Here is a 21864-nt window from a genome sequence, read left to right on the forward strand (position 1 = left end):
TACCCGTTCGGCCCGCGCGCAGGATATCCCCATGCCATTGCCCGCCGCGAGAGGAGATCTTCTGATCGCGCCGTCCTATGATGAGGTCGCCGTGGATCGAATCGCCCCCACGCTCCGCCCCCCTGGCCGTCCGGCAGGCTTCCAGCGCTGGAGAGAGCTGCTCTTCCTGCACTGGGAGACGCCGATCGCCGCGCTGCGCGCCGTCGTGCCGCCTGCGCTCGAACTCGACACCTTCGAGGGCAGGGCCTACGTCGGCGTCGTCGCCTTCACCATGCGCGACGTCAGCCCCTGGTGGTCGCCGAGCGTGCCCGGGATCTCGAACTTCCACGAGCTCAACGTCCGCACCTACGTTCACCAGGAGGGGCGAGCGCCGGGCGTCTGGTTCTTCAGCCTGGACGCGGCCAAGGCGATCGCGGTCGTCGCGGCCCGGGTCGGCTGGCACCTGCCCTATCACCACGCCTCGATGGATCTCGAATCGAGGGACGGGGAGGTCCGTTACCGCAGCGAGCGGCGCTGGCCGGGCCCCGTGCCTGCGCGCTTCGAGGCGCGCTATCGCGTCGGCGCGGCGATCGACGGCGGGGCCGCGGCGCCGGGGACCTTCGAGCACTTCCTGGCCGAGCGTTACCTGCTGTTCGCCGCGAGCGGCGGCGCGCTCAGGATCGGGCAGGTGCACCATGCGCCCTATCCGCTCCGCCGGGCCGAGGTGACCCACGTCGAGGAGAGCGTCGTCGCCGCGGCCGGCCTGCCCGCCCCGGCGGGGGCGCCGCACGTGCTCTATAGCCCGGGCGTGGACGTCGACGTCTACGCGCTGACGCCCGCCGCGCCGCGCGGGTGACGCCGCCGCGCCGCGGCCGCGCCCGCGCGTTAATGCCTCGTGAGCCAGTGGATGACCTGGGACTCGAGGCCGGGCGCCGCCCCGAACCCGAGGCTCAGCGTCCGCGGGAAGCCCACGTGCCCGCCGTGCCGGAGCCACTGCACGTCGAGCAGCGGCGAGCGCGGGCAGGCCTCGATCGCCGGCCGCACCGTGTCGAGCGGCACCATCGGGTCGGCCTCCGCCGCGACGATCAGCGATGGGACGGCGATGTCGCGGAGGCGCGGGGCGGCGCTCTCGCTCGCGTAGTAGGCCTCCGCGCTCTGGTAGCCGAAGCGTCGCGTCATGATGCGCCGGTCCCATTCGCGGATCGTGCGAATGGCGAGCGCCTCGTCGAGGGGCACGGGCACGGCGCGGCGCGAGGCCACGGCGGTGTACATCTCCTTCAGCCCGGCCATCACGTGCCTGCGGTAAACCCACCGTTCGGGCTGATCGATGGCGGCCACGGCTCGCTCCAGGTCGAGCGGCGGGCAGACGGCCGCCACGGCGTGGACGCGCCCGTCGAGCGAGCCCGACGCCGCGTAACGGAGGGCGATATGCCCGCCCAGCGAGTAGCCGAGGACGAGCACGCGCTCGTACCGGTCGAGCTCGGGGGAGGTGATGGCGGCGTGGAGATCGGAGAACAGGCCAGCGTGGTAGATGTCGTCTCCGTCGCCCCCGGCGCCGCGCAGGTTGATGCGCAGGCAGGCGAGCCCGGCGCGCTCGGCCCTCAGGGCGGCCTCGACCACATAATAACTCTCGCTCGTGCCGCCGAGCCCGTGGACGACGACGAGGATCGAGCCCGCGCCTTCTCGGTGGCGGATCCTGCCGAGCAACCGGACGGGCCCGGCAGGAGTCTCATCGACGTGGACCGAGAAGGGGGAAGACGGAGCGAGCCGCGGGGCGCGAATCTGATGCTTGAGCCAGGGAGCGACCGTCCAGAAGTGGCCGTGGAGGATGCGCTGCATCATCCCGTTCGTAACACGGGTGACGCAGCGTTTCTATTTCACCCGCTCGCTCAGCGACACTCGACCTCCGACGAGCCGCTGCAATCGTTCCGGCACACGTCGCAGTGGGCGCACTGGAGTATCGCTTCGTAGAGGGCCGCGCTGGCCGCGTCTGCCGTCCTGCAGGCCGCCTTGCAGGCGTCCGTGTCGCACGTACGGAAGCAGCTCACGTACTCCATGCACGGGATGCTGTCCGTGCACGCCGAGAGCTCGTCGGCGCAGCTGGTCTCGAGCGCGCACTGGGTGCACCCCGAGCTGCCGTCGCCGCAGGTGCCCGAGCCGTCGCATACCGGCGGCGGGACGGCCCGCTTCACGTGGAGCGTGAACGCGCCGTCGCTGGTGTCGGTCGAGCCGTCCACCACGACCACGACGGTCTGACCCGCCGCGAGCGTCACCGTGACCTCTGACTGCTCGACGTCCGTGTCGTCGTTGCACGCGAGCTGAGCCCCCCTGCAGGTCGCGTCGTGCACGTGGAGCATCGTGTCGAACGCCGATCCGAACGTGTCGAAGGTGTAGTCGCCGGCGACCGGCGCCGTGAACGCGTATCCCGCGTCGGGGCTGCTCGATTGGCGGCAGGCCGTCGTCACGGTCGGCCGCACGCTGTTGGGTCGGCCGATCGTGCTGCCGGTGATCGTCTGCGGCACCGACGAGGCGAGGGTCCCCGCCGGGCAGCTCGGCGCGCTCGCCCGCGTCACGCTCAGCTCGAAGGTGCCCGCCTGGCCCTCCGCGCCGTCGACCACGATGTAGACGGTCTGGCCCGTGGCGAGGTCGGCCGTGATGACCGCGCTCGGGTCGGCGCTGCACGCGAGCTCGGAGCAGCCCGTCGCGTCGAGGAGGGCGAGGACGACGCTGTAGCCGGAGTTCGTGCTGTCGAACGAGTAGACGCCCGCGGTCGCGGCGGTGAACGAGTAGATGCGCTCGCCCGAACTCGCGGCGGAGCACGTCGGGGAATACGTGTTCGCCTGGCCCGCGGTCGTGCCGTTGACGATCTGCGGCACGGCGCTGCCGAGATCGTTGCCCGGGCTCACCGTGCACGCGCACGCCCCGGACTGGCAGACCTGCGAGTCGTTGCACGCGGCGCCGCACTCGCCGCAGTGATCGGCGCTGGTCTGGAGGTCGACGCAGACCTCGACGCCGTTGCAGGCCGTGAGCCCGGAGCCGCAGCCGTCCTGGCATTCGCCGGCGACGCACGTCTGGTCGTCCGTGCACGCGGTGCCGCACTCGCCGCAATTCCCGGCGTCGTTCTGGAGGTTGACGCAGGCGCCGTCGCAGTCGGTGAGCCCCTCCGAGCATTCGCCGTCCTGGCACTCGCCGGACTCGCAGGTCTGGCCGTCCGTGCAGGCGACGCCGCACTCGCCGCAGTTGCCCGGATCGGACGCGACGTCGACGCACGTGCCGCCGCACTCGGTGCGCCCCGCGGGGCAGCCGCCCTCGTCCTGGCACTCGCCGGCCTCGCAGGTCTGCCCCTCGTCGCAGGCGTTGTTACAGCGGCCGCAGTTCGCCTCGTCGCTCTGGGTGTCGACGCAGCTGTCGCCGCACGACGCGAGGCCGTCGTCGCACGCGGCCACGGCCACGCACTCGCCGTCGCGGCAGGTCTGATCGCTGTCGCACGCCGTGCCGCACGCGCCGCAGTGGCTCGTGCTCGTGCCCGTGTTGATACAGATGCCGTCGCACTCCGTCTCCGGCGCGACGCACGCGCGCGTGCTGGGGCCGCCGTCCGAACACGATGCCACGGAGGCGAGCGCCGCCGCAGCGAGCCAGAGCAGGGTATACGTCGGCGCGAGCCTGAAGCGCGATTTGAGCTTTTCCATGAACCTTCCCTCGGCAGAGTCGCCGACGACGGGGGTCGTAACGCGGAGCTACCGGGAGGATACGACGATGGCCTTCCAGGATGTCAATGCTTGCAGCCTGAATCCCGCGCGTGGATCGTCGATCGTCATCTGCGTCGGCGCGTGCGCGCGCCGTTTTGCCACCGTCGCACACCTTGACCACAGGGTGCGCTGCTCGGGCTGGCCTAAGCCGCGCGTGGCCAGGCCAGCCCGCGCCGGCGCTCTCCGGAGGGGAGGGAGGCAGCGCGGATTGCCCTGGCGCGGGAGGCGGTCTACGGAGGGATGGCGCGCGCGAGGGCCTGCCATGACGCAAACCGCTCCTAGCACTAGCACCGACCGATTTCCCCCTCAGATCAAGTACATCATCGGAAACGAGGGGTGCGAGCGCTTCAGCTTTTACGGGATGAAGAACATCTTAACGTTCTTCATGATCAACTACATGCTGATCCACGAGCATGTGGCCAAGGCCAATTACCACCTGTTCGTGAGCGCCTGCTATTTCTTCCCGCTCCTCGGGGGATTCCTGTCCGACCGCTTCCTCGGGAAGTATCGGACGATCCTCTGGCTCTCGCTCGTCTATTGCGCGGGGCACGCGTGCCTCGCGGTCTTCGAGAGCCGTCCGGCCGGCTTCTACGCGGGGCTCGCGCTCATCGCGCTCGGCTCGGGCGGCATCAAGCCCTGCGTCTCGGCGCACGTCGGTGACCAGTTCTCCGAGGAGAACAAGCACCTCGTCAAGAGCGTGTTCGCCCTCTTCTACTGGATCATCAACTTCGGCTCGTTCTTCGCGTCGGCGCTGATCCCGAAGACGCTGGAGTGGTGGGGGCCGAGGGTGGCTTTCGGGATCCCGGGCGCGCTCATGTTCATCGCGACGCTCGTGTTCTGGATAGGGCGCGACCGGTATGTGCACGTGCCGCCGACGGGCAAGAACCCCCACTCGTTCCTCCGCGTCCTCTGGGACGCTGTCCGGGTGGGGCGCGACGCGCGTGGCAGCGCCGCGCGCGGCCACTTCCTCGACGCCGCGCTCGGCAGGCACCCCGAGGGCGCGATCGACGGCGCCAAGGCCGTCCTGCGGGTGATGACGATCTTCGCCCCCATCCCGGTGTTCTGGGCGCTGTTCGACCAGAAGGGGTCGACCTGGATCGTCCAGGCGACCCGCATGGATCTCGAGGTGCTCGGCCACAAGCTCGCTCCGTCGCAGCTCATGGCGCTGAACCCCCTCCTCGTGATGCTGATCATCCCCTTCAACACGATGATCCTCTACCCCGCCCTCGAGCGGCGCGGCGTCCGCCTCACGGCGCTCGGCCGCATGACGGCCGGCATGGCGATCGCGGGGCTCTCGTTCGTGGCGGTCGCCGCCATCGAGCTCGCCATGACCTCGGGTGAGCGCCCGAGCGTGCTCTGGCAGGCCGGGCCGTACCTGCTCATCACGCTCGCCGAGGTGCTGGTGTCCACCACGGGCCTCGAGTTCGCCTACTCCCAGGCGCCGCGGGAGATGAAGAGCACCATCATGAGCTTCTGGAACCTCACCGTGACGGTCGGCAACCTGATCACCGCCGGGGTGGCGGCGCTCAACGTGTTCACGGGCGCGCTTCAATACCTCTTCTTCGCGGCGCTCATCCTGATCGCGGCCGTCGTCTTCGGCCTCCTCGCCCGGCGCTACGTGGTTGTCGACTATTTCCAGCGGAGGCCCCCGGGCGCGCCCGCCGCTGCGTCCTGACGCGTCGCGCCGGTTCAGCCCTCGCCGCGCCGCTCCTCGTCCTCGGGCTCGTTCGGATGCGCGGGCGGGATGCGGACCCGCACCGTGCGGATCTGCCGCGGGCTCGCGTCGACGATGTGGAGCTCCGCCCCGTCCGGGGTCGTCACGACGTCGCCGGGCGCGGGGATGCGCCGGGCGAGCCCAAGGCAGAGCCCCGCGACCGTCGACCAGCGGACGTCGTCCGGCAGCGCGATCGCGAGCTGCCGGCTGACCTCGTGGACCGGCATGTCGCCGGGCACGAGCGCCGACCCGTCCGGCTCGCGCCGGATCGTCTCTGCGTGGGGCGGGTGCGCCTCGTTCTCGGCGAAGATCTCGCCGACGAGCTCCTCGACGAGGTCCTCCATCGTGATGATGCCGATCATGCCGCCCTGCTCGTCCACGACGACGGCGAGCTGGAGCCGGCGCCGCTTCAGCTCGGCGAGGAGATCGACGGCCGGCATCGACCCGACAACGAAGTACGCCGGGCGCAGGATGCTCTCCAGCGAGAACTGCCCGTCGCCCCACAGGAGCGCGAGCACCTCCGGCATCGTGACGTAGCCGATCACGTTGTCGTTCGACCCCTCGTAGACCGGCATCCGTGTGTGGCCGTGCTCCAGCACGGCGCGCTGCACCTCCGGGGCGGCCGCGTCGCGCGGGAGCGCCACGACGCGGCCGCGAGGGAGCATCACCTGGAGCGCGGTGAGCCAGCCGAAATCGATGGCGCGGGACGCGATCTCGCCGGCGCGCTTGTCGACCGAGCCCGCCTCGGCGGCCTCGTCGACGATCTGCTGGATCTCCTCCGGGGAGAGGCGCGCCTCGACGAAGTTCGTGCGGTCGCCGAAGAGCCTCAGCACCAGGTTGGAGCTGGCGGTGAGCAGCCAGACGAGCGGGCGGGCGAGCGACGAGAGCCCGCGGAGCGGCGGGCCGACGAGCATCGCGTACCGCTCGGAGGCGCGGAGCGCGAGCGACTTCGGGACGAGCTCGCCGAGGACGAGCGACAGGAAGGAGACGAGCGCGACCACCGCGGCGAACGCGAGCTCGTCCGCCGCGTCCCCGACCCACGGCACCGCGCGGAGGACCGGCGCGAGGTCCTTCGCAAGGGTCGACCCGCCGAAGGCGCTCGCGGTCGCGCCGACGACGGTGATGCCGATCTGCACGGTGGCGAGGAAGCGCTCCGGGTTGCCCCGCAAGCGCTTCACCGCCCACGCCCGGCGGCTCCCCGACTGGACGAGCTGGTCGAGCCGCGTCTTGCGGACCGTGACGATCGCGATCTCGGCGCCCGAGAAGACGCCGTTCACGAGCACGAGGGCCAGGATGATGAGGATTTCCGAGAGAATGGCGGCTCCCTCCGCGGCGTTCCCGGGTGCAGGCATAGCGTGTCGCTCGCCCGGACGGCAGCGGCGCCGGCCACGCGGCGCACGAAACCCAGGCGGCCGTGGCTGCAGCGTGCCGCGGGCCGTGAATTGCGCTTATGATGAAATTTTCTGAAGGGATCCGCCACGCGCGGCGGCCGCCGCGCCGTCACGCACGGCCGCAGGCGCTGCGCGGAGGGCTCACGCCGCCTTGCTGGCTCGCCGGTCCCGCACCGCCTGCGCGAGCAGCTCGAGCACCGGAACGGTGTCGTTCCACCCGAGGCAGGCGTCGGTGATGCTCTGGCCGTAGGTGGGGAGCTTGCCCGGCGCGAGATCCTGCCGGCCTCCCACGAGGTGGCTCTCGATCATCACGCCGAGGATGTCCCGCGAGCCCGAGCGCAGCTGGTCGGCCAGGCTCTCGGCCACGATCCTCTGGCGCGCCGGATCCTTCTGGCTGTTGCCGTGGCTACAGTCGACCATCAGCCGGCGCGGCAGGCCTGCCTTGGTCAGGCGGTCGGCCGCCTCGCGGACGTGCTCGGCCGCGTAGTTGGGCCCGCGCTGCGAGCCGCGCAGGATCACGTGACACGACGCGTTGCCGCGCGTCGCCACGATCGCCGAGATCCCCTGCTTCGTCACGGAAAGGAAATGGTGCGCCTCGCGCGCGGCCCGCACGGCGTCGACCGCGATCTGGACGTCGCCCTCGGTGCTGTTCTTGAAGCCGACGGGGCACGAGAGCCCGGAGGCGAGCTCGCGGTGGATCTGGCTCTCGGTCGTGCGCGCGCCGATCGCGCCCCAGGAGATGAAATCCGCGATGAACTGCGGCGAGATCGTGTCCAGGAACTCGGTCGCGCTCGCGAGCCCGAGCTCGGCGATGTCGCGGAGCAGCCCGCGGGCGACGCGGAGCCCCTTGTTGATCGAGAAGCTCCCGTCGAGATCGGGATCGTTGATCAGCCCCTTCCAGCCGACCGTGGTGCGCGGTTTCTCGAAGTACACGCGCATGACCACGAGCAGATCATCGCTCAGCCGGTCGCGCGCCTCCCGGAGCTGCGCGGCGTACTCCAGGGCGGCCTTGGGGTCGTGGATGGAGCAGGGGCCCACCACCACGATGATCCGGTCGTCGTCGCCCGAGATCACGCGCTCGGCGGCCTTGCGCGTGAAGGCCACGGTCTCGGAGGCCGCGGGGCTGACGGGGATCTCTTCGATAAGGATCGCGGGGGGGATCAAGGGCCTGAGCCCTGCAATACGAAGGTCGTCGGTCGAGTAGTACATCGTTGAGGCTCCAGCATAGCGCGACGACGTACGCCCCGACTACCCGCGCGTGGGCCGGAGGAGCTTTCCGGGCGGCGTACGGCGCCCCGTACTCGCGTATCCCGTGCGGCTTGCGATCGGCCTGAAGATTTGTCTCGCAGGCGCGGGCGGGCTATCGGGTCATGGGGGGCCGTCGGATCCGGGCTGACGCTGGCGTTCGGGCGAGCGCTCGCCCGAACGCGCTGGCGGCCTCCGTCGGTCATAAGCGCGCTGGCGAGTGCGCCCGCTCCCCGCCCGGTCGCCGCAGGAACGGGGCGCCCTTCGGCTGCGCGCGGCAGGGCGCCGCCGGCCGCTTCGTGCCCGCTGTGGTCGAGCGGACGGGTCGCTCTGCCTGCGCCGTCCGGCGTGGGGGGTTCGCCGAGCGTGCGGCGCTCGCCGAGCGCGCCGCCTCGGTGACGTCGCTCGCCGTCGGTCGCGGCGGTCGTTGCTGCCTGCGCTCTGCGCGGGGCTCCTCGAGCAGCGCGCGCAGCGACGCGAGCGCGCGCGTGCGCCACTTGTACGCCGTCGACAGCGGGATCCCGTGTTGTTCGGCGACCGTCGCCATCGGCACGCCTTCGATGTCGTGCGCGATGAGGATCTGCTGCTCCTCGGCCTGCAGCGACCTGAGCCGCGAGAGGATGAGGGAGCGCGTCTGCTCTGCGTCGATCTGCTCCTCGGCGTTCGGGCGCTCGTCGGCGACGCGGCGCGGGGCGTGGCCGGAGGACAGCTCTTCGCGCCGGTGGTGCGCGCGGTCGCGGTAGTGGGCGGCCACGTGGACCGTGATCCTGTTGAGCCACCGCTCCGGTCGCGCGCGGAGCGGATCGTACGATGGGAAGCTCTGGTATCCGGCGAGGAACACATCCTGGAGAATGTCTCGCCGATCACGGCGTGGGACCCCGAGCCGCCTAAGCCAATTCCATACGGAGTCGTAGGTCTTCCCCCGAAAGAGCCGGACGAAGGCCCGCTGTCTATCCAGCGGCATCGACGGTGCGAGAGTGCGATGCGGTTGTCCCATGCTCGCTTAATTAGGAGGACCTGATCTCCCATCTCAAAAAAAAGCCATCGGCTCTGAAAAATGATCTTCTGTGCGCGCGCGATCCACTGCATCTCGCCCCCGAGCGCCAAGGACGGGAGAGCAGCGCTCGGCGGCGCTCGGGATGGAGCGTCTCCTGTGCAGGAGAGCAGTAGTCGGCGGCGGTCGGGATGGAGCGTCTCCTGTGCAGGAGAGCAGCACTGAAGTCGTGGGGAACTGAACGGGGGAATCGCTCTCGGCCGGGCTTCGGCTTCGCCGTGCCCCGGCGGTACCGATAGGAGAGGCGGACGAGAGGTCTAGAGGGGCGAGGGCTCCAGTCTCTTGGTGTCCTCGGCGGTTCAAATCCTCGCCATCCGCGCAGTGCTACAGCGGTTTCCGCCCACCTCTGCACCATGCAGATACATGGAGAGCAGAGCGGCGGTCTCCCGCACAGGAGACGGGCCCAGATCGGCGTTTTCGGCGCGCAAGCGCACTCTGGTGCGCTGAGCACCGAAAACGTCGAGGTGGGCCCGTATCCGAAGCGGGTGACCGTCGCTCTACAGGAGCGGGCGGGGCCCGGCGGCTGCCGTTCTCGCGCGGAGCGCGCGCAGCGCAGCGTTCCTCTCGGCGGTGAGGCGGCCAGCTGGGAACCTCATCCGGTGCTCGATCAGGCGGCGCTTCGCCTCCGCATAGCGACCGCGCGACAACGCCGTGATCGCGCCGTCGATGAGGGTGCGCTCCGCCGCGATCTCCTGGTCATTCGACGCCCCAGACGGCCCCGCGGGGGGCAAGGTCGCTCTGCCCGACGGACGGCGCGCGGCCTTCTGCGCGGGCAGCGCCGCGCTTGTCGCTCGCGGGTTCCCGGCGGCCGCGATCCGGCCGTCCTGCGGGGCGTCCGCCGCTGCAGCTGCGCCGGGCGGCGGCGGCAGCGCGGCCGGGGACGGCGGCACCGCGGCCGGGGAAGGCAGCGATGGCGCGGCCGGGGACGGCGGCGGCAGCGCGGGCGGGGGCGGCGGCGTCCGGATGACCGCCATGGCGAGCCCGGTCGCGGCGCGCGTTCCGGCGGCGGCCGGCGTCGAGGCGGCGCGCAGCGCGCCGAGGGTGAGCGCGATGACGGCGGCGGCGCTCGCCAGCGGGACTGCGATGCTCGCTGCGATATGGAGCGAGCCTGTCCGCGTCGGCGCGCCGCCCTCGATCGGGAGCTTCCATGGCCACGGAGAGAACACCCCGCGGACTCTGCGGTACAGCCTCGTGAGCAACGTCGGCGCGCCCTCGCCTCCCGTGCGCGCCTCCTGGACGAGCGCGCCGGCGCTGAAGGGGATGAGCGCGAGGCCGCGGCCGCGCTGCCGCGCCTGCCAACGGCGCATCGCCGCCTCGATGTCGACCCAGGCGAGCCGGTGCCGGCTCCACGCGGTGCTCAGGGGGATCGACAGCTGCTGGGCGATCTCGGCCATGTCGATCTCCTCGAGCTCATGGGCGACGAACACGCAGCGGCGCTCCATGGGCATCTCCTGGAGCAGCTTGTCGAGCACGCAGCGCCGGTCCCTCGCGATGGCGTGCTGCTCGGAGTCGGGGGTGACGTCGGGCAGCGCCGCGAGATCGTCGAACGGCCGGAGGCGCTCGTGGCGGCGGTGGGCCCGTCGGAAATGGTTCGACGCCTGGTGGGTCGCGATGCCCATGAGCCACGACCGCACGGTGCCCCGGCTGGGATCGAACCGCGGCAGCGCACGGTAGGCGCCGGCGAGGACCTCCTGGGTGACGTCCTCGATGTCCTGCGCGCGAACCCCGAGGCGGGCGAGGTAGCGGGCGATGAACGAGAAGTGCTCGTCGGCGATCTCCGCCATGCGGGCGTGGGAAGGCTCTGCGGATGTGTTTTTGCGTGGTTGTGACCCCATCTCTGTTCCCCCTCGAGCGTGGCGACGGCGTCGTCGCGAAGCTTGTCAATGCGCTGCCTCGGCACCCCGAGGGAGGGCAGCGCGACGCGCAGGCGCCTCGCTCCGCGGATCGAGGTTGACGTCCAGGCGGAGGCCCACGAGCCCGCCGTAGGCGGGCGGGGTCCAGAGCACACCTTCCTGGCTCTCGACGCGGAACTCCGAGAGGCGGAGCACGATGTCGCCATAGAACTGGATGGCGAGCCGATCGGAGATCGGCATCTCGATGCCTGCGCGCGGCCCTGTGGCGAGCCAGAGCGACGAGGTGTCGATGATCCTGGCGTCGGTGCTGGAGGTGGTCACGACCCCGACCGACGCGACGGCACAAGCGAAGAGGTGACGGCGCTGCGAACACGGCATCACGTTCGCCGCCACGAGCCAGGTCGAGATGCTCGTCGCCTCGTCGAGCTGAATCGTGACCGGCAATTGAACGTGGCCTTCCACGCCGAGGGTGAAGGATGGATAGCGGAGCGCGACATGGAGCGCCGTCCCGGCGGTCGTCTCCTGCAGGGTTCCGAACACCGCGGACGCCGCAAGGCCGACCCTGACGTCGGGCCACGCCCGTCCCGCGGGCGCGGCGGCAGCGGCGTCGGGCGGGGGCGGGGCAGGGGAGGGCGGCGGTGGGGGCGCGGCGGGCGGCACGTGGAGGCTCGGATCGAGCGCGACCCGGAGCGAGAGCGCCATGTTCATGACAAGCTCTTTGCAGTCGTCGTGATAGACGACCAGGTGCCGGGACCATGCGATGGATCCATCCGTGTCGTAGAGATCCATGGTGGCGTGTATCTCCCTCCCTGGACCGCGGAAGACAAGGGCTTTGGCCTGCGCGGCCGCCTCGGGCTCCACCGGGTCATAGCCGAGCTGCCTGGCCATCTCCTCGCGCAGGAGCGCCTCGCCCGGGCAGCGCTCGGCCCCTGGCGCGCGCCGGTACTCGAGCTGCACTGCGGCGCGGGGCGGCGCGGCGCCGGCGCGCCAGGGCGACAGCAGGGCCGCGGCCGCAGCGACGAGCCACCACGGCGCTCGGACGCTGGTTCCGCCCGCCCGAAGTCCGGCCAGGGATCGCCGATGCGCGGAGCCGGGTCGGTCCTGCGTCGCCGCGTCAGCCCCGGTGTCTCTTGCTGATGCTGCTGACATGGTGCTCATCGCGGCGTGGTGACCGCTTGTTCAGGCCAGGTGTCATTGGCCGCATTCCCGTCCAGGGGGCGGCCAGGGTGACTCGCTCAGAAGGCATCCACGGGGAGCACGAGCCCCACGCCGACCACGCCGGAGAGCGGAGGGACCCGCCATACCTCCCTGTTGTTCACCCAGAGGGACGGACGGCTGTGGTTCGTGTGCATCTCGGCGAACCCGCGCAGGAACAGCTGCTCGGAGAAGCGCCAGTCGCCGGCGACCCGCAGGCCGACCGAGCTGACCCACGGCTGGCGCGCTTGAATGCTGACGCCGGGGTCGCTCGTGATCCGCAGCTCGCCGGCGTCGAAGACGGCGCACACCGACAGGACCCCGCGATGACCGCAGATGTCGAGCGTCGGCATCGCCAGGCTCGCATGGACCAGCACGCCGTCCGCGAAGGTGTCCGCCAGGGAGGTGAACATCCGCGCCTCGACGCCGATCGACAGGCTGGGCCAGCGGAACGTCGTGGCGAAAGAGGCCCCTCCGCCGAGCGCGGGCAGGAGGCCCACCGCGAGCAGCGGTGACGCGGAGATCTCGCCGCGGAACATGTGGTCGTCCTCCTGAGTCTCCCGTCCCGATTCAGACCGAGGCGTATCCGCGTGCACCGGGGTCGTCGCCATCAAGACAACGAGCACGGCGGCACAACCGGCGCGTCGCATCGGCGTCCCGGCTAGGGCGGGATCGGTGCGGTACGGAGCGGAGTGTACACCTCGACCCGATGCACGCCGCTGTCTCCCGTCCGGCCGCAACACCCCGCCATGTGGCCCCCCTCTTCAACGTCTCCGGCGCCCGTAGGACAGTGCACCTCTGCCGCGTGACGGAGGCCGGCTCGACGTCGCCGCTCCCACGTCGTGATCCTGTAGATACTGACTTTGGAGCGCACGTAAAGGCTTTTGTGTGCGCTCTCGAGCGCGCGGGTCGCATTGCCTTTTGGCTTGTCGATTTCTCCCTATCGAGAGATTTTTCCGTCATGCCACGGATCCATCTACTTGGCGCCTTTGCCTGACATCGCAGGTTCTGGTCAAGCCCGACCGTGGTTCAGGAGAAGCCCGAATCGTGTGGCACGGGCGGCGCTGCGCCGCCCTTCGCGGCGCGTGACCGTCACCCGTTCTCGCCTGGACGTGTTTGGCAGCAAAACGTGCTCGGACCGGTGAGGACGATCTCGCCTCGCAGCTCTCCGCCGCTCGGCTCGCAGCTTCCGGGCTGGTTGACCTGCCAGATAGCCTTCATGCTCTTGGGCGTTTTCCCGGGCACGGCGGCGACGCAGCCCGGGGCATGGCTCGAAGCGGTGCCGGCGGTGATCAGCTCGCCGCACGCGCCGTCCCGGAAGGAAAGGAGCGCCAGGGAACACTCGCTGCCTGTCGGAGGGCCGCACTCACACGGCGTGCAGTGGCGTTCGTCCCTCATGCCGTCGTAAAGGACGACGTCCTCCGGGTAATCTTCCGGGCAGGTCACCTCGCCCTCGCCGAGGTACATGATGCACTGAGCGAAGCCGCGTTCCTGATCGGGCGACACGCACGTCTTCGACGGAGAGGCGCACGTGCGTTCCTGGGGGATGCCTCCGCACGCCACGCCGGAGCGATACCACCGCAAGGTGAACTGTGGCACCGGGGGGGGCTCGATGCTGGCTTCGCAAGGCGTCACCCGGGGCGCGCCGAGGACGATCGATTGATGATCGTTCACAAGGACGTCGCTGGGCACCACGCAGGTGCCGTTCAGCATGTCCCGGGGCTCATGCACCGAGACCGCCGAGCCACCGCACTTCAGCGAGGCGGCCGTCCTGAGATCGTCGGGCAAGGCGCAGGCTGGCTCGCCGCACCGACATGGGCTGCACGCGAAGGGGAAGTCAGCGGTCTCGTACCCCCTGTACACCCTGGTCGGGGCGCTGCCGGGGCAGTTCGGCTCGTCCACCGTCCTGCCGACCCAGAGCAGCGCTGGGCCATAGAAGCCCTCCGGAGCCGGCTCGACACACTGGTCGCCGCTGCAGGTGCCGCAACGCGAGATGCACGCGTCGCGGTCGGGCTGGTTTCTACACACTTTCGCGCACGTCCGGCATTCCGCTATGCAATCCCAACGGTCGGGCCCGAAGGGCTCGCTGTTACATTGATCCACGCACGTCCGGCATTCCGCTAGACACGCGTCCTGGTTGGGCACGTTCTCACACTCGGTGTCGCATGTTTCGATAGTCTCTCTGGTGTAGAACGAGCAGCCTGGGAGGCACACGGCGAACAGCAGCGCAAGCGCGAGAACGGTAGTCTTCATAGACCTCCTGTCGGGAAGAGCTCGCAGCCCGCTTTACTACAGAAGCGACCGTTTCAAGCGAAGATGGGCCGGAATACACCAGGAATGACCTCTCTGGACGCATTGCGATCAGCGCCGGCGAATTCCAAGAGAACGCCAACAGCGGCGATTTTTGTCAGCGCAGCCCGGGCTTGAGCGCAGCGACGCACCTCGTGAAATGAAGACACGCCGGGCCACGTAAGCGCTCTGTGTCGGAGTGCACCCTCGACCCAACTCCTGGGTGACCGAGCGCGCTCCTGCGCTACCCTGCGCGACCGAGCGCAGGCCGCGGCGCTCGGGCGCGAGTCAAGGCGACCGGGCGCACCGCGTCGCGTCGGAGGAGCTCGGTTGGCTCGGATGTGCCCGCGCCCGATCGCAGGAAGGCGAGCCGCGTGTCCCCAGGCGGCGTACTGGGACCGGGCTCAGACGCTTGAACCAGGCGCCGAAAGCGTCGAAAGCGCTCGCGGGGCGTGCGCTTGCTGCGTTAGGCTCCGATCCTGATGAGTGGGGATCCACCCGATAGCGAGCGCGGGCTCCGTCCTCAGGAAGAGATGGGCTCGCGGGGGGCGGCGAGCGGCGCGCCGAGCCCCTCGGCGACCGTCTCGCTCTCCTCCGGGCGGCGCTACGAGATGGAGGTGACGCCCGCGGGTGATCGGCTCGTCGTTCGCGGAAGGACGGGTGAGATCATCCTGCAGATGGAGATCACCGACGCCGGTCCGGTGCTGTCGTTCGCGGCGCCCGACGGCGAGCGCGCCGGCTCACGGCGAGGCGGCCGGGGGAGCGCCTCCTCCGCGCCGCCGCGGCGCGCGGCCTCGTCGCCGCAGTCGGTGATCGTCCCCATGTCGAGCGGAAAACGCCCCCCCTCGGAGGGCGAGGCCGACGAGACCGTCGAGGTGCCGCGGGCCCTGCCGCTGCCCTCGATCAAGCTCCCGTCGGACGCCGAGCCGCTGGAGCTCGATGGCGGCAACGCGCGGTCGGGGGTCACCCTCCGGCGATCTCCCGGCGAGCTCGACGCGAGCGGCGCCGTGCCGGCCGCGTCCGGGGTGGCGACGCCGAGCGTTGCGGCCCCTGCGCCCGCCTCGCGGAGCGACCTTCCGGGCGCGCGGAGCGCGCTGCCCTCGCTCAGCCTTCAGCAGTACGCGGTCCTCTGCGCCGAGTCGTCGATCGGCGCGGCCTCGTCGTTCGACCAGGCGCTCCTGCGCCACGGCATCGCCGACCGCGACCTGTGGAAAGCCGTCGATCGCAGCTGGCAGGATCGGCTCGAGCGCGAGCCGATCCTCACGTTGCGCTGGATGGAGCTCACGACGCGCTACCGCGAGCACCTGACGCGTCGGTGAAGCTCGCCGCGTGATGCCGCGCGGATACCTGCTACAGCAGCGCCCCGCTCATGCCGGGCAAGCTCCCGGAATCTGGAGGACGAGGCAGCGGAAGAAGAGGAAGAAGACGCCTGAACCTCTTTCCGTCATCTTCGTCTTTCTGTGAACATCCCAAGAAGTGGCGCTGGTCCCGGGAGAGCGCGTGAGCTACCGCGGCCAGCCGTCGGTGTCTGGAGTCTCAGTGCAGGGTCTTCTCGAAGCCATCAGGAAAGCCTGTCTTCCGGGCCTCTGGTCCCAGGGCGTCAAGCTCGCCCGTGAGGGCGCTGCCTTCGGACGGGAGGATCGCGGCGATGCCATCGTGGTCCGCATCAAGGCGGCCGGGCAGCCCGTTGCGCCAACCGTCACCCTCTACCCAGCGGACGCCGAGTGGACGTGCGACTGCGGTGGAAAAATCGACCCCTGCGCGCACGCTGTCGCGGCGACGCTGTCGCTCTCGCAACCGGTCGCGCAAGGCCAGCCGGCTGCGCAAGGCCAGCCGGCTGCGCAGGGCCAGCCAGCGGCGCAGGGCCAGCCGGCCGCGCAAGGCGGCGCGACCGGCGCGGCTGCGCCGCCGGCGCGGCTGCGGTACCGGCTCCGGCGCAAGGGGCTCGTGCTCGCGCTCGAGCGGATGATCGTGCACGCGAGCGGCGCCGAGGAGCCGCTCCGGGTCTCGCTCGCCAGCCTCGCTGGCCGCGCCGTGCGGGCTCCAGCGAGCCCGGAGCGGCCGGGGCCGAGGCTGCCCGAGCTCTACCCGACGCACGAGGACCTGGCGATCGACCGCCTCGTGGGCACGAAGCAGCACGGCTACTTCCCCTCGGATCGCCAGCCCGAGCTCTTCGCGGCGCTGGCGGGCGTCGCGGACGTGGAGCTCGACGGCGCGCCCGTGCGCGTCTCGAGCGAGGCGATCGGCCCTCGCGCGGCGGTGCGCGATCACGACGATGGCGCGGCGCTCGTCGTGGAGCGGGACCCGCGCGTCGACGAGGTGATCGCGTCGGGCGTCGTGCGGTGCGGCGGCACGCTGCACCTGCTCCGGGAGATGGACCTCACGGGGCCGAAGCTCGAGCGGCTGCCGCTCCGGCGGGTGTTCCCGCGGGGGGACCTCGGCAAGCTGGTGACCGACGTCCTCCCGGAGCTGACCAAGCGCGTACCGGTCACGATCCAGAGCCAGCGCCTGCCCCGCGCGGGCGGCGCGTCCCGGCCGCGGATCCTCCTGGAGCTCAGCCAGAAGGAGCACACGCTCTCCGTCGTGCCCAGCCTCGTGTACGGCGACCCGCCGGAGGCGCGCATCGAGAACGGCCGGCTCGTGCACCTGTCCGGCGCCGTGCCCGTCCGCGACGAGCCCGCGGAGCGCATGTTGCTGGTCCGGCTGCGCGACGAGCTCCACCTCATCCCGGGCCGCCGGGTCGACTTCGACGGCGTCGAGGCGATCCGCTTCGCGTCGCGCCTCGAGTCGTGGGACGCCCGCGCCTTCGCCGACGCGCGCGGCGAGATCTTCGGCAAGGCCGCGCTCGTGCCGCGCTTCGTCATCCAGGACCGGGCCTTCGACGTCGAGTTCGAGCTCTCGGCGGGGCGCGGCGACGGCGCGGGCGACGAGGGCGACGGCGCCGGCGCGCCCCCGAAGCGCGCGGACGCGACGGCCGTGATCCGCGCGTGGCAGGACGGCCTGCCGCTCGTGCCGCTCCTCGGCGGCGGGTGGGCGCCGCTGCCCTCGGAGTGGCTCGACAGGTACGGCGCGCGCGTCGCCGATCTGCTCGCGGCGCGGCGCGAAGACAAGGAGGTGCCGCCCGCGGCGCTCCCGGCGCTGGCCGCGCTGTGCGACGAGATCGAGTACCCGCGCCCGTCGGGCTTCGACAAGCTCATGCCGCTGCTCGACGGCTTCGCGTCGCTCCCGGAGGCGCCGCTGCCCTCCGACCTGACCGCGACGCTGCGCCCCTACCAGCGACGCGGCGTCGACTGGCTGTCGTTCCTGCGCGACGCCGGCCTCGGCGCGGTGCTCGCCGACGACATGGGGCTCGGCAAGACGCTGCAGACGCTCTGCTCGCTGCGCGGGCGGACGCTCGTCGTGTGCCCGCGCAGCGTCGTCCACAACTGGGCCGACGAGATCCGGCGCTTCCGCCCGGGCCTCCGGTTCGCGATCTACCACGGCACGCGGCGCGCCCTCGATCCTGCGGCCGACGTCACGCTGACGACCTACGCCGTGCTCCGCAACGACGCCGAGCTGCTCGCGACGCAGGCCTGGGAGGCCGTGGTGCTCGACGAGGCGCAGGCGATCAAGAACCCCGACAGCCAGGCGGCGCGGGCGGCGTTCGCGCTCCGCGCCGAGCTGCGCGTGGCGCTGAGCGGCACGCCGGTCGAGAACCGGCTCGAGGAGCTCTGGAGCCTGCTCCACTTCACGAACCGCGGCCTGCTCGGCGGGCGGAGCGCCTTCCAGGAGCGCTACGGCCGGCCGATCGCCGAGGGCGTGCAGGGCGCCGCGGCCGAGCTGCGGCAGAAGATCCGCCCCTTCGTGCTGCGGCGGCTGAAGGGCGAGGTGGCGCCGGAGCTGCCGCCGCGGTCGGAGATGGTGCTCTACTGCGAGCTCGAGGAGGCGGAGCGCGAGCTCTACGATGCGGTGCGCGCGGCCACCCGCAAGGACGTGGTGGAGAAGCTCGCGGAGGGGGCGAGCGTCATGGCGGCGCTGGAGGCGCTGCTCCGCCTGCGCCAGGCGGCCTGCCATCCGGCGCTGATCCCGGGATCGAGCGCCGGCGGCGCGGCGCCGGCGGCGCGGACCACGCCCTCCTCGAAGGTGACGCGGCTGATCGAGGCGCTCGAGGAGTGCGTCGCGGACGGCCACAAGGCGCTCGTGTTCTCGCAGTGGACCTCGCTGCTCGACCTCGTCGAGCCGCACCTCAACGCGGCGGGGATCCCGTGGAGCCGCCTCGACGGCGGGACGCGCGACCGCGCCGGGGTGGTCAACGAGTTCCAGTCGCCGGGCGGCCCGCCGGTGATGCTGATCTCGCTCAAGGCGGGCGGCACCGGCCTGAACCTGACCGCGGCGGATCACGTCTTCCTGCTCGATCCCTGGTGGAACCCGGCGGTCGAAGATCAGGCGGCGGATCGGGCCCACCGTATCGGACAGCACCGGCCGGTGATGGTCCACCGGCTCGTCGCGAAGGACACGGTGGAGGAGGGGATCCTCGCGCTGCAGGAGCGGAAGCGCGCGATCGCGGGCGCCGCGCTGGGCGAGGCGGACAGGGCGGCCTCGCTGACGCGGGAGGATCTGCTCGCGCTGCTGGGGTAGCGCACGTCGATCGCGGCCTTCCGCGCGGCGCTCCCCGCCGTGTCGTCGCTTGCGGGGCGGGCGCATCGCCGCGGCCTCCGGCGGTCGACGCGTTGCGCGTGTTGAGCCGCCATGGGATGAGCGGGTGTGATGCGAACGTTCATCCTCCCCCTCGCCGCGCTGCTGGCGCCGCTCGCTGCGTGCACCGTCAACGGTCCGCGCGAGCCGGCGCCCGAGCCGTCATCACCCGCGGAGCCGTTGTCCACCGCGGCGCCGGGCACGCCCGCGCCGCAAGCTTCGGCCACGGTCACCGCGACGACCCAGGCGCCGGCCACGACAGCGCGGACCGCGACCACCGCGCCCGGCGAGGAAGCGCTGTTCGGCACGTGGAGCTCCGCCGCGTGCGGTCCGCGCAGGTACGAGCGCCGGCTCTCCCTCGCGAAAGACGGCAGCTTCGTCGCCGAGGATCGCGTCTCTCCCTGCCCGCCGAATGTGGCGTGCGTCTGGTCGGGCATCGTCCATCGCAAGGGGGCGTTCAAGCGCGCCGACAGGACGATCCTGCTCTCGGTCTCCGAAGGGTCGCAGGGGCCGGGCGCTCACCCGTTCCCGACCGCGCTCACCATCGATCCTTCGACGGGCGCCCTCGCCGAGACCGGAGAAGGCGGCGCTCCCTGCCCCTACGCGCCCGCCGGCAAGTAGCGTCCTCTGTGCGCGAGCGCACCGCTCTCAGCACCCGCACGCCTTCTGGACCGCTCCGAGGAGCGCCTCGTAGCGGATCGGCTTCCTGAGCAACGGTGTTCCGGGCGGCGGGGACGTGATCGACGCGGCCGACAGGACGACGACCGGGATGCCCGCGAACCGCGCGTCGCGCCGCATCCGGTCGATCAACTCCACACCGTCCATGACGGGCATCAACAGGTCGATGAGCATCATATTCGGCCGCTCGCCGCGCTCGAGCAGCGCGAGCGCCTCCGCTCCGTTTCCAGCCGTCATGACGCTGTAAGCACCGTCTTCCTCCAGCGCGTCGCGGAGCGAGATCTGAATATCCTCGTTGTCCTCCACCAACAGGATGTGCTTCATCGTGTCAGCTTAAGGAGATTTGGTCTCGGTGTCATCGAGGTTCCCACGTTGTCGAGGCAACTCCACAGTAAAGGTCGAGCCGACGTCTGGTTCACTCGCGACGGACACCGTCCCACCCATGGCCCCGACGACCTGCCGCACGATCCACAGCCCGAGGCCCAGCCCCCCGTAGTGCCGCTCCGAGACCGCGCGCTCGAACTGGTTGAAGATGATGGCCTGGTGCTCGGGCGCGATGCCGATGCCCTGGTCCGCGATCGTGAGCCACGCGCGGACATCGCTTGACCACACGGTGATCGTGATCGGACGTCCACGGCCGTACTTGAGCGCATTGGTGAGGAGGTTGTTCACCACCTGGTCGAGCCGCCTGCGATCCCAGCCGCCCCTGGCGTCGGCGGCGAGCTGGAGCGACATCGAGTTCCTGGCGAGGTCGTATTTGTGTTGCTCGACCACCTCGCACACGACCTCCGCGAGGTCGACCTCCTGTATCTGAAGCTCGATCCGTCCAGCGGCGATGCGCGAGACGTCGAGCAGGTCGGAGACCAGCCGTTCCAGGCGATCGATCTGCCGCTCCACGACCGATAGCTTGATGACCAGGCGCTCGGGCGTGAGGCGGTCTGCGCGCGCGGCGCGCGCCGCGCGCAGCACGCTCTCCACCTCGGCGCGCAGCGGCGTGATCGGTGTCTTGAGCTCATGGGCCGCGACGGCGAGGAAGATCTCTCGCGCCCTCACGGCCTCTCGCGCCTGCTGGAGCATCACCTCGCGCTCCTCGGCCGCGATCTTCTGCTCCTGGATGTCGGTGCAGGTGCCGAACCATTTCACGATCCGCCTGGTCGTGTCGTGCAGGGGCAACCCGCGCACGAGGAACCAGCGGTAGACCCCGTCGCTGCGCCGAATTCGGTACTCGATCTCGTAAGCGTCTCCGCTGGCGAAGCTCTCCTTCCAGCGCGCCACGACCCGATCCGCGTCCTCGGGGTGGATGGCGGCCGTCCAGGCCGCGCCGCTGGGCAGACGCTCGCCGACGTACTCCGCAAAGCGCCGGTTGACGTAGTCGAACTCCCCGTCCGGCGTCGCGGACCATACGAGCTGGGGAATGGCCTCCGCGAGCGCCTCCCGCGTGCTCTCGTAGAGCGCCGAGAGCTGGCGGTTCAGCTCCTCCCTGCGGAGCTCGTCCTCGCGTGTGACACGCGCCGCGCCCGCCAGCGCGACCACCTTGGGGAGCAGCGGAACGAGCAGGATCGCGGTGCCGACGGAGGCGATCGCCGTGATGGCCCGGAGGGCCCCATCCAGCCAGTACAACGGCTGCCAGATGACCCACACATCCATGAAGTGCGTGAACCCACAGGCAACGATGAAGGTGCCGAACGCGAGGTACACCCACTGGAAGGGGATGTCCCGGATGCGCCGGACCAGGTGGGCGAGGGTCAGGGAGATCGAGAGATAGGCGAAGCCGATCGCGAGGTTGGTGATGACCTGCAGCCAGACCATGCCCGGCTGCCAGAAGTAGCAATGGCCATGGGGCATGAATTCCGTCGCGAACAGACTGTGTGCCGACTCGAGCATAAGATCCTCTGCTGGAGTTTCCGAGGGCTCAGGGGGATGTGCGGGCATAGTGTACAATCGTCAGCCGGCGAACAGGACGCGGCTCGCGCGACTCGTCCACGGGGCTCTGGGCGCGGCGCGGCGCGGCGCGGCGTGATGGGGCGCGGCGCGATGGGGCGCG

The 21864-nt window shown here is 70.9% G+C and carries 16 protein-coding genes; 5 read left to right on the forward strand and 11 right to left on the reverse strand.

Annotated features, from left to right (window positions below; all coding sequences use genetic code 11):
* Positions 1 to 91 precede the first annotated feature (91 nt).
* Positions 92 to 835 (forward strand): YqjF family protein, encoded by a 744-nt coding sequence (locus WMF46_RS13475; protein ID WP_437985986.1) that lies wholly within the window; start codon positions 92 to 94, stop codon positions 833 to 835.
* Between the two features lie 29 nt (positions 836 to 864).
* On the opposite strand, the gene WMF46_RS13480 is transcribed toward WMF46_RS13475, so the two are convergent.
* Both WMF46_RS13480 and WMF46_RS13485 read right to left on the reverse strand, forming a co-directional pair.
* Positions 865 to 1821, reverse strand: a complete 957-nt coding sequence (locus WMF46_RS13480; protein WP_437985987.1) for a YheT family hydrolase — start codon at positions 1819 to 1821, stop codon at positions 865 to 867.
* A gap of 47 nt (positions 1822 to 1868) precedes the next feature.
* On the reverse strand, positions 1869 to 3668 hold the full coding sequence (locus WMF46_RS13485; RefSeq protein WP_437985988.1) for an MXAN_6577-like cysteine-rich protein: 1800 nt from the start codon (positions 3666 to 3668) through the stop codon (positions 1869 to 1871).
* 322 nt (positions 3669 to 3990) lie between these two features.
* Between WMF46_RS13485 and WMF46_RS13490 the strand changes: the two genes are divergently transcribed.
* Entirely contained in the window at positions 3991 to 5403 is a 1413-nt protein-coding gene (locus WMF46_RS13490; protein ID WP_437985989.1) for a POT family MFS transporter, read from the forward strand.
* A 14-nt stretch (positions 5404 to 5417) separates the two neighbouring features.
* Here WMF46_RS13490 and WMF46_RS13495 read toward each other — a convergent pair whose 3' ends face one another.
* From WMF46_RS13495 to WMF46_RS13525, 7 genes are all read right to left on the reverse strand, one after another.
* Positions 5418 to 6794: a hemolysin family protein gene (locus tag WMF46_RS13495; RefSeq protein WP_437985990.1), complete on the reverse strand. Its 1377-nt coding sequence runs from the start codon at positions 6792 to 6794 to the stop codon at positions 5418 to 5420.
* A 180-nt stretch (positions 6795 to 6974) separates the two neighbouring features.
* On the reverse strand, positions 6975 to 8042 hold the full coding sequence (locus WMF46_RS13500) for a 3-deoxy-7-phosphoheptulonate synthase (protein ID WP_437552326.1): 1068 nt from the start codon (positions 8040 to 8042) through the stop codon (positions 6975 to 6977).
* Positions 8043 to 8280: 238 nt separating this feature from the next.
* Positions 8281 to 9075: an RNA polymerase sigma factor gene (locus WMF46_RS13505; protein ID WP_437985991.1), complete on the reverse strand. Its 795-nt coding sequence runs from the start codon at positions 9073 to 9075 to the stop codon at positions 8281 to 8283.
* A 554-nt stretch (positions 9076 to 9629) separates the two neighbouring features.
* The gene (locus WMF46_RS13510) at positions 9630 to 10916 is read right to left on the reverse strand and encodes an RNA polymerase sigma factor (RefSeq protein WP_437985992.1); all 1287 of its coding nucleotides are present in this window, start codon (positions 10914 to 10916) and stop codon (positions 9630 to 9632) included.
* Positions 10917 to 11012: 96 nt separating this feature from the next.
* Positions 11013 to 12134: a hypothetical protein gene (locus tag WMF46_RS13515; protein WP_437985993.1), complete on the reverse strand. Its 1122-nt coding sequence runs from the start codon at positions 12132 to 12134 to the stop codon at positions 11013 to 11015.
* An 86-nt stretch (positions 12135 to 12220) separates the two neighbouring features.
* A complete protein-coding gene (locus WMF46_RS13520) occupies positions 12221 to 12718 on the reverse strand; it encodes a hypothetical protein (RefSeq protein ID WP_437985994.1) in 498 nt (165 codons plus the stop codon).
* Between the two features lie 553 nt (positions 12719 to 13271).
* On the reverse strand, positions 13272 to 14207 hold the full coding sequence (locus WMF46_RS13525; RefSeq protein ID WP_437985995.1) for a hypothetical protein: 936 nt from the start codon (positions 14205 to 14207) through the stop codon (positions 13272 to 13274).
* Between the two features lie 794 nt (positions 14208 to 15001).
* Between WMF46_RS13525 and WMF46_RS13530 the strand changes: the two genes are divergently transcribed.
* From WMF46_RS13530 to WMF46_RS13540, 3 genes are all read left to right on the forward strand, one after another.
* A complete protein-coding gene (locus WMF46_RS13530) occupies positions 15002 to 15787 on the forward strand; it encodes a hypothetical protein (RefSeq protein ID WP_437985996.1) in 786 nt (261 codons plus the stop codon).
* Positions 15788 to 16007: 220 nt separating this feature from the next.
* Entirely contained in the window at positions 16008 to 19085 is a 3078-nt protein-coding gene (locus tag WMF46_RS13535; RefSeq protein WP_437985997.1) for a DEAD/DEAH box helicase, read from the forward strand.
* Positions 19086 to 19214: 129 nt separating this feature from the next.
* Complete coding sequence (locus WMF46_RS13540; protein WP_437985998.1) at positions 19215 to 19763, forward strand: hypothetical protein; 549 nt, start codon at positions 19215 to 19217, stop codon at positions 19761 to 19763.
* A 27-nt stretch (positions 19764 to 19790) separates the two neighbouring features.
* On the opposite strand, the gene WMF46_RS13545 is transcribed toward WMF46_RS13540, so the two are convergent.
* Positions 19791 to 20144, reverse strand: coding sequence for a response regulator (locus WMF46_RS13545; protein ID WP_437908911.1), 354 nt, complete (start codon positions 20142 to 20144; stop codon positions 19791 to 19793).
* A gap of 9 nt (positions 20145 to 20153) precedes the next feature.
* Positions 20154 to 21665, reverse strand: a complete 1512-nt coding sequence (locus WMF46_RS13550; protein WP_437985999.1) for a PAS domain-containing sensor histidine kinase — start codon at positions 21663 to 21665, stop codon at positions 20154 to 20156.
* Between the last annotated feature and the right edge of the window lie 199 nt (positions 21666 to 21864).

The sequence above is a fragment of the Sorangium sp. So ce117 genome (genome assembly GCF_051524395.1).
Lineage (GTDB): Bacteria > Myxococcota_A > Polyangia > Polyangiales > Polyangiaceae > Sorangium > Sorangium cellulosum_B.

Excerpts from the sequence above, each read along its gene's own strand:
- WMF46_RS13480 (WP_437985987.1), bottom strand. The coding sequence starts at position 1,821 with ATGATGCAGCGCATCCTCCACGGCCACTTCTGGACGGTCGCTCCCTGG.
- WMF46_RS13485 (WP_437985988.1), bottom strand. The coding sequence starts at position 3,668 with ATGGAAAAGCTCAAATCGCGCTTCAGGCTCGCGCCGACGTATACCCTG.
- WMF46_RS13490 (WP_437985989.1), top strand. The coding sequence starts at position 3,991 with ATGACGCAAACCGCTCCTAGCACTAGCACCGACCGATTTCCCCCTCAG.
- WMF46_RS13495 (WP_437985990.1), bottom strand. The coding sequence starts at position 6,794 with ATGCCTGCACCCGGGAACGCCGCGGAGGGAGCCGCCATTCTCTCGGAA.
- WMF46_RS13500 (WP_437552326.1), bottom strand. The coding sequence starts at position 8,042 with ATGTACTACTCGACCGACGACCTTCGTATTGCAGGGCTCAGGCCCTTG.
- WMF46_RS13505 (WP_437985991.1), bottom strand. The coding sequence starts at position 9,075 with ATGGGACAACCGCATCGCACTCTCGCACCGTCGATGCCGCTGGATAGA.
- WMF46_RS13510 (WP_437985992.1), bottom strand. The coding sequence starts at position 10,916 with ATGGCGGAGATCGCCGACGAGCACTTCTCGTTCATCGCCCGCTACCTC.
- WMF46_RS13515 (WP_437985993.1), bottom strand. The coding sequence starts at position 12,134 with ATGTCAGCAGCATCAGCAAGAGACACCGGGGCTGACGCGGCGACGCAG.
- WMF46_RS13520 (WP_437985994.1), bottom strand. The coding sequence starts at position 12,718 with ATGTTCCGCGGCGAGATCTCCGCGTCACCGCTGCTCGCGGTGGGCCTC.
- WMF46_RS13530 (WP_437985996.1), top strand. The coding sequence starts at position 15,002 with ATGGGCTCGCGGGGGGCGGCGAGCGGCGCGCCGAGCCCCTCGGCGACC.
- WMF46_RS13540 (WP_437985998.1), top strand. The coding sequence starts at position 19,215 with ATGCGAACGTTCATCCTCCCCCTCGCCGCGCTGCTGGCGCCGCTCGCT.
- WMF46_RS13545 (WP_437908911.1), bottom strand. The coding sequence starts at position 20,144 with ATGAAGCACATCCTGTTGGTGGAGGACAACGAGGATATTCAGATCTCG.
- WMF46_RS13550 (WP_437985999.1), bottom strand. The coding sequence starts at position 21,665 with ATGCCCCATGGCCATTGCTACTTCTGGCAGCCGGGCATGGTCTGGCTG.